Origin of the sequence: Vibrio sp. CCB-PB317, assembly GCF_022808245.1 — a bacterium.
Lineage (GTDB): Bacteria > Pseudomonadota > Gammaproteobacteria > Enterobacterales > Vibrionaceae > Vibrio > Vibrio diabolicus.
The window spans coordinates 1,656,414-1,671,476 of sequence record NZ_JALGNU010000001.1; the positions used below are offsets into that span (position 1 = coordinate 1,656,414).

Below are 15,063 nucleotides of genomic sequence, written 5' to 3' on the forward strand. Positions count from 1 at the left end.
TTGCAACACAATGAGCTTCTCTTGTTTCTCTGCTTGGGTGTGGAGGTGAAGTATGGCGCACCGGAGTTTTTACCCGTTTGCAAAACCGCTTAATGAGCAACTGCAAACGCTAAAGGGCAGGATGCAGGCGCACTTGCCGTGTATTGATAGGGTGTCATTTGCTAAATATCACCCAGACCAAGATGTGCTCAAATCATTTGCAGAAAGTGAGTTCGACACTTGGTGTTTAGCCCACCATGAGTCAGCATTCCGTAAGCTCCACCACCTCAATATTGCCTCCAAAAACGCGATTCCTCGTATCGTCGAAGACCTTCACGATATTAATCACTGTCCTCGGGTTCAAACCTTACTCAAACACGGATACCAGTCGTCGGTTGCTATTCCTTGTTACGACAATAAAGCATTTACTGGCTTTGTGTTCTTAAATTCCACTCAGCCCAATGCATTTAGCTTAGAAGCGTTGAATAGTCTCAAACCTTATTTCGAAATGATTCAATTTGCGGTTGAATCAGAAGACCACGTCGTTAGCGCGATAGAAACGTTGGCGAACCGAATGCAATGTATGATGCCAGGCTACTCCCCTGAGTTTTACGCGCATACCAAACGAATGAAGTACTACAGCCAAGTCATCGCAACGCAGTTAGCGGATCGTTATCACCTGAATGATGAAATGGTCGAAGATATTGGTATTTTTGCTCAATTCCATGCGCTCAGTGATATTCAGCTGCCAGTTGAAATTGCTAGTCGCCGAACAAATTATACTCAAGAACAAGAGGCGATATTGATTCAACATATTGAGCGTTGCATCGACTCGGCCGATGACATAGTGACTCGTATCGGAAATCCGGTTCACCCGAGTGTGACTTTGTTTTTGCAGATGGTTACTTATCAATACGAAAACTTAAATGGTACTGGTTATCCGTATGGTTTAACCGGTGGCGATATACCAATAGCCGCGCAAATTACGGCTGTCGCGAATGCCTTTGATTTTATGACGACGCACCATCCGTACAGACAAGCGTGGTCCATCCCATACGCATTGTTAGAACTTGAAAAATGGGTATATCAGGGATGGTTATCTCGAGAATGTGTTAATGCTCTGCGAGAGCATCAAGGTTATATAAAGCAAATCATCCACAAATATCCCGAGCACTATACAGGATTGGGGCTGATGTGAAGATCAGTAAAGGAGTTGAAATGTTGACGAGGAGGAATATTTAAACAATACTGTTTTTATATACAGTAGTAAGTTTGGAGGTGAAGTATGTTGTGGGAAACCCTTGAAAGAGTAAACCGCTTACGCCAACAAGCACTTGCAAATCCTGAGTTTGTTGAGTCAGCAAAAGAGCACGAACAAGCACTTCAGGAGCAAGAATACCATTATCAAACTAAGAAAAAGCGTTCAGCCAAAGACAAACAAGGTAAAAAGTCGCTGGCCGATATCTATAAAGAAGTAGAGTTTGGCGCTGACGCTCGTCATTAATGTATTCACTGCGGTATTTTTCATTTCTTCATACGCTGCAGTATTCGTTCAAATTTATGCGAGAGCAGTGGGAGACCGCTGCTCTCGTTGACCTGCCGACAATCCGCTAATGAAGTCATCCGCAACGAATAATCATTAACGCTTAGTAATTCTCTCAATGATCTTATTGATGTAATGATAATGACAACGGTTTGCATTTGTATCTTTGTTGTTATATAAAACCTCCCTTATTAATCGTTCTGTTGAATAAGAACGGCAAACGTGATGAACGAATGAAAGCGATTGATTAGCTTTCATTTGTGAATGGCTATTAGGTGAAGTAGGGATGTTGGAAGCTAAAGCACTCCAGTTTGAGATTGAAGGCAAGTCATTGCTAAAAGCGTTTGATGTGACATTTGAACCCGGAAAAACATACGCTCTTGTTGGACACAATGGTTCAGGAAAATCCACATTGTTAAAGTTGCTGGCACAGCAACAGCCATACACCGCTGGTGACGTGGTTCTGCATGGAACGAGCATTAACGATCTCTCAGCGAAAAAATTCGCCCAACACATTGCCTACTTGCCTCAGCATCTTCCGGTGACCGACAGTATTTTAGGTCGAGATTTAGTCGGTTTTGGTCGTTACCCATGGCATGGTTTACTTGGTCGTTTGAGCAAGAAAGATCATGACATTGTTGAAGAATCAATGGCGATGACAGGAACACTAAAATACGCAGATCGCTTAGTTGATACGCTATCTGGAGGGGAGCGCCAACGAGTGTGGCTAGCCATGCTATTAGCGCAAAAAACCGAGTATTTGCTTCTTGATGAGCCTTTGTCTGCGTTAGATATTAGCCATCAAGTCGATATGTTGAAGCTCATCTCTAAACTCAGTAAAGAGTTGGGTTTGGGCGTTATTATCGTATTGCACGACATCAACTTAGCGGCGCGCTTTTGCGATCATATCGTTGCATTACATCAAGGTGATTTGATTGCACAAGGCAATGTTGAACAGGTGTTTACTGAACCTAAGCTGAGGGACATATACGGGATAGAGATGAAGATCTCTGACCACCCTGCGGGTTATCCGGTGGCGATGCCAAGCTAGAGGTTGAATAATGAGCAGTACAAACACTCGACTTAAGCATTTCTCTTTCGCTCTCTCACTTAGTGCGCTTTTGGTCAGTTCCTTTCAAGCAGTAGCTGAGGCGTCACCTCGGGTGATGTCGGTTGATTGGACACAAACTGAAACGATGTTGGCGTTAGGGGTTGTGCCCGTAGGCGTCGCTCAAGGGCAAGATTACGATGCTTGGGTAAAATCGCCACCGTTACCACCTCAAACTAAGGATGTAGGGTTAAGAACTCAACCCAATATAGAGCGTATTTACGAGCTCAGACCTGACCGTATTTTTATTGCCCCGTATTTCTCCTCAATGAAGCATCGCTTAGTCGATATTGCCCCCGTTACCACGATTGACTTATATGAAAGCGGGATTACAGATTGGTCGGTACTTACTCGTTTCACTCGGAGGTTTGGTGAAGAGCTAGGAAGAGAAGCGGAGGCTGAGGCACTTATCCAACAATATGAAGAACGTTTCTCTTTATTAAAACAGCGCATAAACAAAGACCAGCCGCCGCTTTTAATGATTCAGTTTATGGATACGAAGCACGTTCGTGTTTTTGGTCAGAATAGTCTTTACTCTCAGGCTATCGAAAAGATTGGGCTGAGTAATGCGTGGAACGAAGAGACAAATAGCTGGGGCTTCAGCTTAGTCGGCATCGATAAGTTAGCAGGTATAAGAGCCCAAATTGTTATCGTTGAGCCATTGCCTCACGGTGGCGAAAAGCGGCTCTCTCAAGATCCGTTTTGGCAATACGTTGTTCAACAGTCTGGTGAGAAGGTCATGCAAGTCGCGCCTGTTTGGAGTTTTGGTTCTATGCCTTCAGCGCTTCGGTTCGCGGAGTTAGTTACGGCGAGTAAGGTCGAGGAGTTAGAACAATGAAAACCATGCCTTTAAGCCTTGTGGTGTTACTTTCGGCATTTACCTTTTCTATTGGTGCTTTCCAATTGTATCAAGCAAGTTCATTCTCACTGGCTCTTAGCAGTTTATGGAAACCTAACTTTCAATCTATCGATTCCGTCTTACTTCACTTTAGCTGGTGGCCTCGAGTCTTCACCACGATTATTTCTGGTGCCGGATTAGCGGTTGCTGGGGTATTAATGCAACAAGTTCTGCGCAATCCTCTTGCTTCGCCCACAACATTAGGTGTGGCGAGCGGTTCAAGTTTTGCTTTGATGTTAGCTACGCTATTTGCACCTTGGATGTTGGATATTGCACCTAATTTGGTTGCTCTCATCGGCGGTGTGACATCGATGGGGTTGGTTATGCTGTTGTCATGGCGACGAGCGTTATCTCCAACGGTCGTCGTCGTTTCTGGGTTAGTGATAAACCTGTACTTTGCATCATTAAGTGCGGTTATTCTGATGATGAATACCGAAAAGCTGAATGGATTAATGATATGGGGAGCGGGCTCGCTTGTTCAGAGCGGATGGGGTGATTTCTCGTATCTTGCACCTCGAATCGCACTTGCTACGGTTATCGCATTTGTGTTTGCAAAGCCGTTAAGTCTGTTAGAACTCTCCGAGCAAGGTGCCAAGAGTTTAGGTGTCTCGCTAGCCAAACTGCGCTTTGTCTGTCTTGGGCTTGCGGTGTTAATCACTTCTTGGGTCGTTTCTGCAGTAGGAATCATCGGTTTCATCGGATTAGCAGCGCCAGCGATTACTCGATTGATAGGTATCAATAAAATCCAGCATAAGCTTTGGGTATCGATGCTGATTGGTGCCATGTTATTGACTTTAACCGATTTGGTTATTCAGCAACTGCCGGGGCTAATGGCGAGTTTTATACCAACGGGAGCAGCAACGGCTGCATTGGGCGCTCCGCTACTGTTATGGTTGTTACCTCGCTTATCACAAAAGACGCAGGGCCATACTCAAACAGTGTTAACTCGACACCGTCAACATGTTTACAGGCTAAACCCTAAAGCGATCTTATTGTCATTGATCGGCACGCTAATTTCCGTTGTTCTTTTTGCCACAGTTGCTGTGCAAAATGAAGGGTGGACAAACTTGTTTGCTAGCCAAAATTGGATTTTTTTGGAATGGCGCGCACCTAGATTATTTGCAGCAGCAATTGCGGGGGCAATGTTAGCGATTGCTGGCACCATGATTCAACGCCTAAGTGGAAACCCAATGGCCAGTCCAGAAGTGATCGGCATCAGTTCAGGGACAGCGATGGGGTTGATTATCGCGATGTTTACTGGGTTTGGTTCGTCAATTTTCACTCTTTCTTTAGGCGGGCTTGTAGGTGCATTAGCGACGGTATTGGTCATTGTGCTGCTAAACCGTAAATCAGGTTTTCAGCCGGAGCGCATTTTGTTGACTGGTATTGCTATTACCGCACTGATGAATGCAATACAGAGCTTTATTCTAGCCACTGGTGACCCAAGAAGTTATCAAGCATTGGCTTGGTTGTCTGGGTCTACCTACTATGTTTCGGTTGAAACGTTACTCCCATTGTCTTTATCTGCGCTTGTTTTTATAGGGTTGAGTTTTCTCTGCGTAAGATGGCTAGATATTCTTCCTGTTGGCGCCGCTTCCTCTAAAGCACTTGGGATTCGCGTTGATCGTTCACGCTCGATACTGCTGCTTTTAGTTTCTTGTCTCACGGTCAGTGCGACATTGGTTGTTGGTCCTATTAGCTTTGTTGGGTTACTGGCTCCGCATTTAGCTCGCTTATTTGGCTTTAACAAAGCGTCACAACACATGTTATGCGCCGCGATATTGGGTTCCGGCGTGATGTTGTTGGCCGATTGGTTGGGACGACAAGTTCTTTACCCACAAGAAATACCAACAGGGCTTATGGCGTCTCTCATTGGCGGTTTGTATCTGATGTGGGGATTACGTCGTTTATAGATACGAGCTAAGCCTCAATGAAGAAAGTAATTATACAAACAAGCACTCGCAGTGGCATTCGCAACCTATGCGAGTGCTTTATGCAAAACCTCTGGTTTGTCTTTTATGGAAACAACTGGCGATGCCGTAACTCGCTTTTCTTTCAGCGATCGCTGAAGTCATGAAGGGTTGGTTTGGCTGCCGACAAAAAAGGAGAATAATATGACTCGGCAGTTTATGCTGACACCAACGTCAATGGCGGTTGTATTAGCGTTATCAACGCCAAATGTCTTGGCTCAGGAAGATGAAAATATAGTTGTGATTGGACAGCAGCAAGACAGTGCAGTTGGTCCTGATTTTAGTTATCTTGGAGCGAAGAGTCGGGCAGCGACGAAAACTGATATTGCTATCAATGAGACTCCAAGAGCGGTGTCTGTTGTTACGCGAGAACAAATGGATGATCGTGCCTCTATTAGCATTTCTGACGCACTACAGTACACACCAAGTATTCAAACTAATTATTTTGGCGAAGATAACAAGCAAGATTGGTTTATTATTCGTGGTTTTAAACAGGCGAACAGCGGGCTGTATCAAGATGGTACCCGTTTATATTCTTCTGGTTTTTATAGTTGGCAAATAGATCCGTTTGCTTTGGAAAGGGTTGAAGTTTTACGTGGTGCCGCTTCTGTTCTTTATGGGCAAAACCCTCCAGGTGGAGTCATCAATGTCGTCAGTAAGCGACCTCAATTTGATGGGGGCTCAGGGCTTGTATCTTTGGAGTACGGTTCTGAAGACCGTAAACAACTTTCTCTTGACGTAAACTCTGAGGTGAGTGAGCAGTTGGCGTTCCGCTTTCAAGGGTTAGCGAGAAAAAATGGGACGAGAATTAGTGGGGTGGAAGCAGAGCGCATTCTTCTCTCTCCATCAATGACGTACAAATTTAATGAGACGTCTGAAATTACCTTTCTAACGAGCTATCAAAAAGACGACTCAGATCCTTATCTGCAATTTTTGCCAGTTGAAGGAACGTTAACGCCAAACAAAAATGGAAAGATCAGTGATAGTTTAGCAATAGGCAATCCTAACTGGGAGACGTTTGAGCGTGAGCAGGTGTCTCTAGGCTATGAGTTTTCTCATGCATTTAATGATACTACTTCATTTGTTCAAGCTGCTCGTTATAGCGAAATGGATATTAAGTTGAGACAAATGTATTCGTACGTTTACTCGGCTGATGTGCCTGGGTTGGGGCCGATTTTAGACCCATCAAATGAACGCAAGACCATACTTCGGGGCGCTTCAACAGAAGATGGGTCATCCGATGCTTTTAATATTGATAATCGTTTGATGCACCAAGTAAATTGGGGAAGTGTTGAGCATAACTTGATGTTGGGTTTAGATTTTCAAACGATCAGTATCGATGGTAAGGACTTTGCTAATGATCCTATCGTTGCTGATGGTAATGCACTCTTAAACACACCAATGGGAGCTTTGCCTGACCCTAGGTTTAATGTATTTAATCCCACTTATTCGGATAATATAATGTTACTCGATCCGAATACGCTACAGCCATTGAGCGAAACCGATAAGCAAAGAACGAAAATCGAGAACCGACAGCTCGGTGTCTACTTTCAAGATCATATGCTGATTAACGATAAATGGGCAATGTTATTGGGTGCTCGTTACGACGATACAAGTAACGAAGTACATAATGTTACCACGGGTGCTCGCACGAAAGTCGACAACGGAGAGTGGACGTTTAGTGTGGGAACGGCTTATATTTCTGATTCAGGCTTCACACCATACTTTAGTTACTCTCAGTACTTTGATCCAATTATTCAAGAAGATAGCAATGGTAAGCCAGCGAAGCCGGAAAGCGGTGATCAAATTGAAATCGGTGTAAAATACCAACCGGATTCATTCGATGGCTATTTCAATATCGCAACGTATCGGGCAACAAAAGAAAATTTGGCTCGTATCTACTTGAGTGAATTGACGCAAATAGGAAAAATAGAAAATAACGGCGTTGAGTTTGAAGCTGTAGCCAATGTGACACCTTCTTTAACATTAATCGGAAACATAGCCTATGTTGATGCAGAGATAAAAGAAGACGTCAATAAGACATGGGTTGGCAAAACACCTTCTCAAGTCGCGAATACCGTATCATCAGCTTGGGCACATTATCGTTTCTTTGATGGACCTCTTGATGGCTTTTCGGTTGGCTTAGGTGCGCGCTATACAGGTGAGTCATACGGAGATAATAAAGAGAGACTAAAAGTACCAAGTTACTTTTTAATGGATGCGACGGTCAGCTATCGCATTGGAGATTACAAGCTACAAGTCGCAGCCAAAAATATCACTGATAAAGAGTACATAGCGACATGTGATGGTTTTTGTTGGTATGGCGATCGACAAAATATTATTGCCAGTTTAACTTACGATTGGTGATTTAACGGATAAATAAACACCCCTAGTGTAGGGGTGTTTATCTAGAAATCGGCTTTGCGGACAAAATGTGGGTTTTTGTACTTTTTCTGCGGACCAAACGATGATACGACGAGCTTGTTCCATAACGTTTTGTCAAACTCACCCTTTGGAATCGAAGGGTAGAGGGTTTCCTCTTCTTCTCTTGCAAAGTTCATGTACTGTTTCTTCTTAATTTGATTGTACTTTTTGGCGATCTGGTTATGTTTTCTTACCCACTCCAGTTTGTAATTGTGGAGCACTTTTTCACCTTCTTCCGCACTCATTCGAGATAGGAATAATCGCTTGTACGAGACCTTTCTGTCCAACATTGTGCGCATGACGGTTTGGATATATTTACCGTGGTGCGTGACAGTAATATCTTTTTCGTCAATAGGAGTTACGCACCAGCCTTTAGGTAAAAAGTCTGGCTTCTTAAATTGCTTATTACGCTCCATTAGCGCCTGATGTAAAACTAAATCAGAGGTGCCGCGGAACGTTTTTTGCCATTTACCGATACGAATTTGAATCGAACCAGGCAAGCGATAGATGTTAGTAAACTTATCTTTGTCCATGGACTTGTGTCATGAGATTAATATGCATTATTAGAAAGTGAAAAACAGTCTAGTGCGAAGGGCACCAGACTGAAGTACCGTACGATTTTACAACGACCTTGCGTGATATAGCGAGGGGTTATGTCAATAATAGGTAAGAAATAGAAAATTAGTTCACATTATGAAGAAATTGGAAGCTAATCAGGCTAACTTTTGAAGTTGGGCCGATTATGCCCATGCCTACCAAATAAAAAGAAGGCATGGGTATAAAAATCACACCGCTTCTTCGAGTTGCTTGGTTTCTTCTTCAATCTGCTGTAAATGTCGGTTTGCTTGCTGTAACTGATACATTTGGGCATAACGACCATTTTGTCTCAACAGTGTTTTGTGTGTGCCTTTCTCTACTAACTCCCCATGATGAAGAACAATGATTTGGTCCGCATCCAAAATAGTTGAAAGTCGATGAGCGATAACGACTAGTGTCATGTCTTGTCTGAGTACTGCCAAGCTCTTTTGTATTAAAGCTTCTGTTCCTGAGTCAATATTGGCCGTTGCTTCATCTAATATCAATATTTTAGGTTTTACCACAAGCACACGCGCTAACGCTAAGAGCTGTTTTTGTCCAGCAGATAGATTGGTTTCACCTTGACCTAACTGCGTGTCTAGCCCATTAGGATAACGGTGAATTTGCTCTGCCAAACCTACCTTGTCTAACGCATCCCATATTTGATTATCATCAACCGCCCGATTGAGGGAGATGTTTTCTCTGACTGAAGCAGGGAGAATATGTGGATCTTGTTGAACCATTGCCACATCTTTGCGAAGGACGTCTTTCCCTAGTGTTTTAAGTGGACGACCATCGATGAGCAGTTCACCACATTGCGTTGGATAAAAGCCCATTAAGAGTGACGCTAATGTGCTTTTACCGCTTCCGGTATGCCCGACAAGCGCGATAAAGTCTTGGTGGTTGGCCTTCAACGAAATGTCTTTTAGGACGTCCTGTTTACCATCGTAGCTAAATGTGAGGTCTTTAAGTTCGATAGCACCTGACCTTAATGGCTGATGATCGTCCCCATAAGTTTGTTCTTTCGCATCAATCAATTCAAACACACGTTCGCTTGATACTAACGCTTGCTGAAGTAGAGCAAGCTGCTGAGTCATTTCAATTAATGGCTCAGTAACGCGCGCAAGATAACTGATAAACGCATACAGTACCCCCACACCAATCAACTCAATACCGTTAAAGCCAAAGATCGCAACCAAGCAAAGTAACGCGAGGCCAGCGAGCAAGTCCATCAATGGTCTTAGCAGATAGCCGTTTAGCCGAATCACTCGTTTAGATGCCACCAAATGCTCTGCGGTTAGCTCGTTGAACTGTTTATTAAAACGCTCTTCTTGTTGCATTAATTGAATGACACTCATCCCTTGAATGGATTCACTCAGATTCGCATTTATATCAGTCAATAGGTCACGCATCTTTCGGTAGCTTTCTGTACTTAGCTGCTTAAACAAGTACATAAAGCCGATGACGATCGGTAGCAATACAAGCACAACAAGTGTGAGTTTCCAGCTCATGAAAAACATAACGCCAAGCATCACCACAATCATGACCACGTTTTTCACCACGGTCGCGATCAAGAGCTCATAAAATTGCTGTAGAGATTCCGTATCGTTGGTGATTCGCGATACCAATTTTCCAGCAGGAGTGTAATCAAACGCAGATAACGGCTGCTTAATCACGCCAGAAAATACTTGCTTACGAATCGCTTTGATCGTGTTAGCCGCGACAATGCTAAATTGCAATGACTGAAAATACTGGAATGTTGCCGATACGATCTGAAGAGCGATATAACCTACTGCTAGCGAAATCAGAATATTTTGTGAATAGTCACCTTTAGCGATGTGCTCATCAATGAAATATTGAATTAACCAAGGGCCGCCGGCGCTGGCTAACGCTGCAATAAACAGCAAGGCGAGTCCTTTAATCATTGGCTTTGGTTGAGATAATGGGTAAGACATTAACCGTTTAAACGTACTGGTCTGCTTCATTCATTATTCCTCCATCGCCTGTTCTAGTTTTTGGTACTCGAACATTTCGGCGTACCAGCCTTTATGCGCTAATAAAGCGCTATGTTGCCCACGTTCAGTAATGTGTCCGTGATTCAATACAATGATCTCGTCTGCTGCTTCCAATGCGGTGAGGCGGTGCGCAATAACGATTAGGGCTTGATCACGGTAGTGCGTTTCCAAATTCTTAAGGATTTGATGTTCGGTCCGTCCATCAACAGCGGAAAGTGCATCGTCCAAAACCAACACTTGGGCATTCAACAGCATAGCGCGTGCTATCGCAATACGTTGTTTTTGCCCGCCGGAGAGTGTAATGCCTTTTTCACCGACTTCTGTTTGGTAGCCTTCAGGAAACTTCTCAATATCGTCATGTATACAGGCTAACTTTGCAGCTCTATAGACTTCTTCTTTCTCTGCATTAGGGTTACCTAAGGCAATATTGTCAAAGATAGATTTTGAAAATAGAAACGGGCTTTGATTAACCACGGCAAAGCGGTTGCGCCACTGAGGAAGTAGGGCATCTTTAATCTCAACATCCCCGAATGTAATTGAACCGTTTGTTAGGTCGTGCTGACGCAAAAGCAGCGTTAGCAGGGTTGATTTTCCGCTTCCGACAGGGCCAGCTACTCCCAACATTTTACCGGGTTCAAGTTCGATTTTTATTTCGGCTAAAGCTGGTGGTAAATCACTGGACCAGTGGAAAGCATCGATATCAATTTTTAATGGCAGTGGTTTATCTTCTAATGGTTTATTTCCACTGACAATCTCTGGTGTTTCATCAAAGATCTCTTGTAGGCGATTCCATGCTGCGGAGCCTCGCTCTAAAATATTAAATAAGAAAGCGAAGGCCAGCATAGGCCATATCATTAACCCTAAATACATCGTAAAGGCTGTTAGATCACCAAGCGTGATCTCTCCCTTATCGACAAGGTAAGCACCAGCAGCGACACTGAGAAGGAAAGAGAGGCCGATGGTGAGTTGGATAGCTGGATCAAATCTCGCGTCGACTCTAGCGACGGCGATATTTTTCTGACCGGTATCATCGACTACATCGTCAAAGCGCTGTTGTTCTTGATTCTCTAACCCAAAAGCTCGCAACATTCGCACGCCGTTAAGTGACTCTTGCGTCATGTCTGACATGGTAGAAAAGGCTTCCTGAGCAATGCGGAAACGTTGATGCAGTATACGGACAATAAAAAAGATGATGATTGCAAGAAACGGCATTGGAAGAAGTGCCATAACGGTGAGCTTCCAGCTAACTTGCGTTACCATGATGATTAAAACTGCAATACCCGTGATCAAGGAATCGGCTGCCGTTAAAACCCCTTCGCCGGCTGTCATTACGATGTTACGTACATCATTAGTACCACGCGCCATCAGATCACCGGTCTTATAACGTTCGAAAAATCGGGGTGGTTGTGTCGATAAGTGCCTATAGAGACGATTACGTAGAATGGTTCCGAGTTCCCAGCTTGCGCCGAAAAGCCAAATTCGCCATAAGATACGGCATCCATAAATGGCAAAGATCAGTGCAGTGAGTCCCAAGAGCCACAGAATCAGCGTATTTGTATCTAACGTGTTATCTACGACCCCATCAACGATGATACCGACCGCTTTAGGAGGAACAAGTTGTAGAGTTGATATCACAGCGAAAAGCAAAATCGATCCGACATAATGCTTCCACTTTTGTTGGAAATACCAACGTAACTGCCAGAATATTCTCATCACGCCTCCCGCTTTAAATTATTGAATTTGTTATAGAACTATTATTGAGCGAAATGATGAGTTTACAAGCACAAATTATTGGCGGTCGGAAAAACGATAGATTGTTTCGATTACGGGCGCGTGCGGTTGCGAATTACTTGTTTTCTCGCTGCAAGCTAACTATGAAACAACATTATGTGAAATAGTTGTTAATAATGGGTTTTGGGGCCAGTATTCTGCTAAAAGCGATGAAAGCACCAAAAGTGCAACTGTTACTTTCACTCACTAGGGGAACTAGCAGTCGTCAGTTTGTATTTTGTAGCTGACTTGGCCACCTGGAGTTTCTGGGTAGTAAACTTCGACATAACACATATGGTCTGGACCAACAGGTTTGTTTGCAAAGCCGATAAGGAAATAGGGTTCGTCCGGGCTGTCTACCCCGTACCAAGTATTGATAGTGAGTTGAGGGTCGAAACCTGCCAGCTCTTTTGCGGGAATGACATTCTTAATGAATCCAAAGTAACCAATTAGGTCGTTATTGCCGTCATTATCTAGATCAATGTTATATTGTTTGTCGCCATCTACCGTCTCTTGAGATTGAATAACGGCTTTAGTGTACACAAAGTTGTTTGCAGTCATGAGCGCTTCCCTCGCGCCATATAGTACTGCCACTCGGGCATCTTTTTGCAGACCAAGAAATTTAGGAAGGGCAATAACACTAACGACACCAAGGAGAATGATGCACACAATGAGTTCAATGAGGGTAAATCCTTGAGAGCGATGCACTGCCTTTTCTCCATGAGTCATGAATAGTTTGGCGGCTATTTTGATATAAAAATGCGTAGGTCAAGTATTAAAAAAGGATGGGAAGGGGTGACCAAGCTTGCAGATCTTAAATATAAAACAAGTTGCTTATTTGTTGCATGCTGGTGGGAGGCGGCTATCGAATAAGGGAAGAGAGTTAAATTCGGGAGGATAAAATACCTCCCGAAATGATCAATTAAGACTCGTTTGCGACGGCTTGACCGCTGCGCTTAAATACAAATCGCCAAATGAATAAGACAACGGCAATATAGGTTAGACCAACACCTAACGCTTGCCAGTGCATGCCGTTATACATTGCGATTGGCATAAGCGAGATGATGAAAATGTCCGTAATTGAGCCTGGAACATAAGCGATAGCATAGTCGTCTAACACTTTACTGCGCATTTTGGGGTCGACAATGCGTAATAACGCGATACCCATAGCGACTGTACCTGTTAACCATCCCCAAGAGAAAATGCCTTTCTCAAACCAGTCATCTCCCATGATGCGAGGTGCAACCCAAAAGATAAGCCATAGCGTGAACGCGATACCACCAATTGCGAGCACTACCATTGGCATTAAATACTGCGCTAGAACCGTGATCTTAATCGCTGAAATTCCAAAGATGATCAGGTAATCCGTACTAATACCCGCTGCGTGTTTGAATGCGCCGTCACATAGGTAATGAGATGCCTTGGTTTGCTTAGCGATAATTCGAACTAACATACCGCCCAGAAAGCCAGTAACGAAAGTCGGAATTTGTACCTTATCGTGGAAAGAAGATAAGTAGTTGGCTGCTACATAAGAGAAAGCGGTTACCACTACAACCAGCGCCGCGTGAATCGCGAAAGAATCGACTGACAATGATGACATCGTATCTTTCATCACAGGTTCTTGATCGTCAGGTTTCACTAAGCCTTTGCGCTCGTGTTCGTCCATGCTGTCGAATGTCGTAAAGCTACGAATCCAGCCCATTTTCAACGCAAACTGAAGCATTAACATGCCCACCGAGATTGAAATAAAGATCCCAACCGTGGCGAACGTTAAACCAAGTGTAAAACCATCTTCCCAGCCAAGGCCTGTGAAGATTTCACCGACTACAGATGCTGAACCATGTCCGCCCATGAATCCAGCGGACATGGTTACGCCAAATCCAGGATTAATGTCAGGCCAAAAGAAGGTGGTAAGTACTAAACCAAACATTGCTGCAAACAGCCATTGCGACACGGATGCAATTTGGTTAAACGCCCACAATGAGCCTGCTCGTTGAGCAACCACTTTTGGTGACGGGACATCTGTTGCTAAACCCAACGCAGAAAAAAGTGCAGCAGTTAAGAGGCTTGCGTTTGCGGTAAAGGTATCTGTCCAAGGTAATACGTTAAGCAGAGCTGGGCCAAAAATAAGACCAAATAACCCAGCCAATACAGCAGATGGAATGTACATGCGTTGTAGTAAAGGCATATGTACACGAATTACTTTTGCTGCAATTAATAGTAAGCCAGCGATGGCTAAGTCAGTCAGCATTAGACCTTTTGGCATTTCTTGTCCTCCAGTAAATGCGTTCAAGGGGCTCATCCTTTTAACCAGCCTTGATGTAATAAATAACTTCCAGCACAAAACCACGAAAATAGTCACTCATGTGACATCGCGTCATGGTTGTTCTAGTCAGCACTCTATTGCGCTGTCGAATTTGTATTAACGGATCTGTTGATCCTTAAATCTATAAAGTGAGTGCAATTGTTGTGAGTGCTCACGAAGTGTTGAGAAATTTGAATAAATTCCTCGATCAAGTTTCTGATAGTTCACTCAGGAAGGGCGTGTATCCTAGTCAGTTTGTCAGCGCAATGCAATTGAGCGTCATCAATATTTAGTGCCTAAAAACTGTGCACTTGTAATTAAATGTTTGATAAATAAAAATATTGAACAAGAAAAATAATTTGTCGATATGATAACTTTTTGTGATTTGAAGGGGGATTTTGCCACTTTAAGGAGGGTTTTTGTGGAGGAATCGAGAAAGTAGTAATATCAGTAAGAGCTAAAGTAGAGTGATTCG

The 15,063-nt window shown here is 43.6% G+C and carries 11 protein-coding genes; 6 read left to right on the top strand and 5 right to left on the bottom strand.

The window, feature by feature from the left end; genetic code table 11:
• Positions 1-52: 52 nt before the first annotated feature.
• The 6 genes from MTR11_RS07645 to MTR11_RS07670 all read left to right on the top strand — a co-directional run bounded on the left by MTR11_RS07645 (position 53) and on the right by MTR11_RS07670 (position 7,865).
• Positions 53-1,177: an HD-GYP domain-containing protein gene (locus MTR11_RS07645; RefSeq protein ID WP_243327246.1), complete on the top strand. Its 1,125-nt coding sequence runs from the start codon at positions 53-55 to the stop codon at positions 1,175-1,177.
• A gap of 87 nt (positions 1,178-1,264) precedes the next feature.
• Positions 1,265-1,483 carry a hypothetical protein gene (locus tag MTR11_RS07650; RefSeq protein ID WP_005377723.1) on the top strand — a complete coding sequence of 73 codons (219 nt, stop codon included), beginning with the start codon at positions 1,265-1,267 and terminating at the stop codon, positions 1,481-1,483.
• 325 nt (positions 1,484-1,808) lie between these two features.
• Positions 1,809-2,573: an ABC transporter ATP-binding protein gene (locus MTR11_RS07655; protein ID WP_005394180.1), complete on the top strand. Its 765-nt coding sequence runs from the start codon at positions 1,809-1,811 to the stop codon at positions 2,571-2,573.
• A gap of 10 nt (positions 2,574-2,583) precedes the next feature.
• A complete protein-coding gene (locus tag MTR11_RS07660; protein WP_243327247.1) occupies positions 2,584-3,468 on the top strand; it encodes an ABC transporter substrate-binding protein in 885 nt (294 codons plus the stop codon).
• Entirely contained in the window at positions 3,465-5,441 is a 1,977-nt protein-coding gene (gene fhuB / locus MTR11_RS07665; RefSeq protein ID WP_243327248.1) for a Fe(3+)-hydroxamate ABC transporter permease FhuB, read from the top strand. The genes MTR11_RS07660 and fhuB overlap by 4 nt, the downstream gene beginning before the upstream one ends.
• A gap of 201 nt (positions 5,442-5,642) precedes the next feature.
• Complete coding sequence (locus MTR11_RS07670; RefSeq protein WP_243327249.1) at positions 5,643-7,865, top strand: TonB-dependent siderophore receptor; 2,223 nt, start codon at positions 5,643-5,645, stop codon at positions 7,863-7,865.
• 41 nt (positions 7,866-7,906) lie between these two features.
• Here the strand turns inward: MTR11_RS07670 and MTR11_RS07675 are convergent, their stop codons facing one another.
• From MTR11_RS07675 to MTR11_RS07695, 5 genes are all read right to left on the bottom strand, one after another.
• The gene (locus MTR11_RS07675; RefSeq protein WP_005394187.1) at positions 7,907-8,455 is read right to left on the bottom strand and encodes a hypothetical protein; all 549 of its coding nucleotides are present in this window, start codon (positions 8,453-8,455) and stop codon (positions 7,907-7,909) included.
• A 252-nt stretch (positions 8,456-8,707) separates the two neighbouring features.
• The gene (locus tag MTR11_RS07680; protein ID WP_243327250.1) at positions 8,708-10,483 is read right to left on the bottom strand and encodes an ABC transporter transmembrane domain-containing protein; all 1,776 of its coding nucleotides are present in this window, start codon (positions 10,481-10,483) and stop codon (positions 8,708-8,710) included.
• Between the two features lie 3 nt (positions 10,484-10,486).
• Entirely contained in the window at positions 10,487-12,226 is a 1,740-nt protein-coding gene (locus tag MTR11_RS07685) for an ABC transporter transmembrane domain-containing protein (protein ID WP_104969480.1), read from the bottom strand.
• Between the two features lie 273 nt (positions 12,227-12,499).
• A complete protein-coding gene (locus MTR11_RS07690) occupies positions 12,500-13,012 on the bottom strand; it encodes a prepilin-type N-terminal cleavage/methylation domain-containing protein (RefSeq protein WP_264762565.1) in 513 nt (170 codons plus the stop codon).
• Between the two features lie 193 nt (positions 13,013-13,205).
• Complete coding sequence (locus tag MTR11_RS07695; protein WP_041852964.1) at positions 13,206-14,549, bottom strand: sodium/glutamate symporter; 1,344 nt, start codon at positions 14,547-14,549, stop codon at positions 13,206-13,208.
• Between the last annotated feature and the right edge of the window lie 514 nt (positions 14,550-15,063).

Coding starts and splice junctions, on each gene's coding strand:
- MTR11_RS07645 (WP_243327246.1), top strand. CDS start 53: ATGGCGCACCGGAGTTTTTACCCGTTTGCAAAACCGCTTAATGAGCAA.
- MTR11_RS07650 (WP_005377723.1), top strand. CDS start 1,265: ATGTTGTGGGAAACCCTTGAAAGAGTAAACCGCTTACGCCAACAAGCA.
- MTR11_RS07655 (WP_005394180.1), top strand. CDS start 1,809: ATGTTGGAAGCTAAAGCACTCCAGTTTGAGATTGAAGGCAAGTCATTG.
- MTR11_RS07660 (WP_243327247.1), top strand. CDS start 2,584: ATGAGCAGTACAAACACTCGACTTAAGCATTTCTCTTTCGCTCTCTCA.
- fhuB (WP_243327248.1), top strand. CDS start 3,465: ATGAAAACCATGCCTTTAAGCCTTGTGGTGTTACTTTCGGCATTTACC.
- MTR11_RS07670 (WP_243327249.1), top strand. CDS start 5,643: ATGACTCGGCAGTTTATGCTGACACCAACGTCAATGGCGGTTGTATTA.
- MTR11_RS07675 (WP_005394187.1), bottom strand. CDS start 8,455: ATGGACAAAGATAAGTTTACTAACATCTATCGCTTGCCTGGTTCGATT.
- MTR11_RS07680 (WP_243327250.1), bottom strand. CDS start 10,483: ATGAAGCAGACCAGTACGTTTAAACGGTTAATGTCTTACCCATTATCT.
- MTR11_RS07685 (WP_104969480.1), bottom strand. CDS start 12,226: ATGAGAATATTCTGGCAGTTACGTTGGTATTTCCAACAAAAGTGGAAG.
- MTR11_RS07690 (WP_264762565.1), bottom strand. CDS start 13,012: ATGACTCATGGAGAAAAGGCAGTGCATCGCTCTCAAGGATTTACCCTC.
- MTR11_RS07695 (WP_041852964.1), bottom strand. CDS start 14,549: ATGCCAAAAGGTCTAATGCTGACTGACTTAGCCATCGCTGGCTTACTA.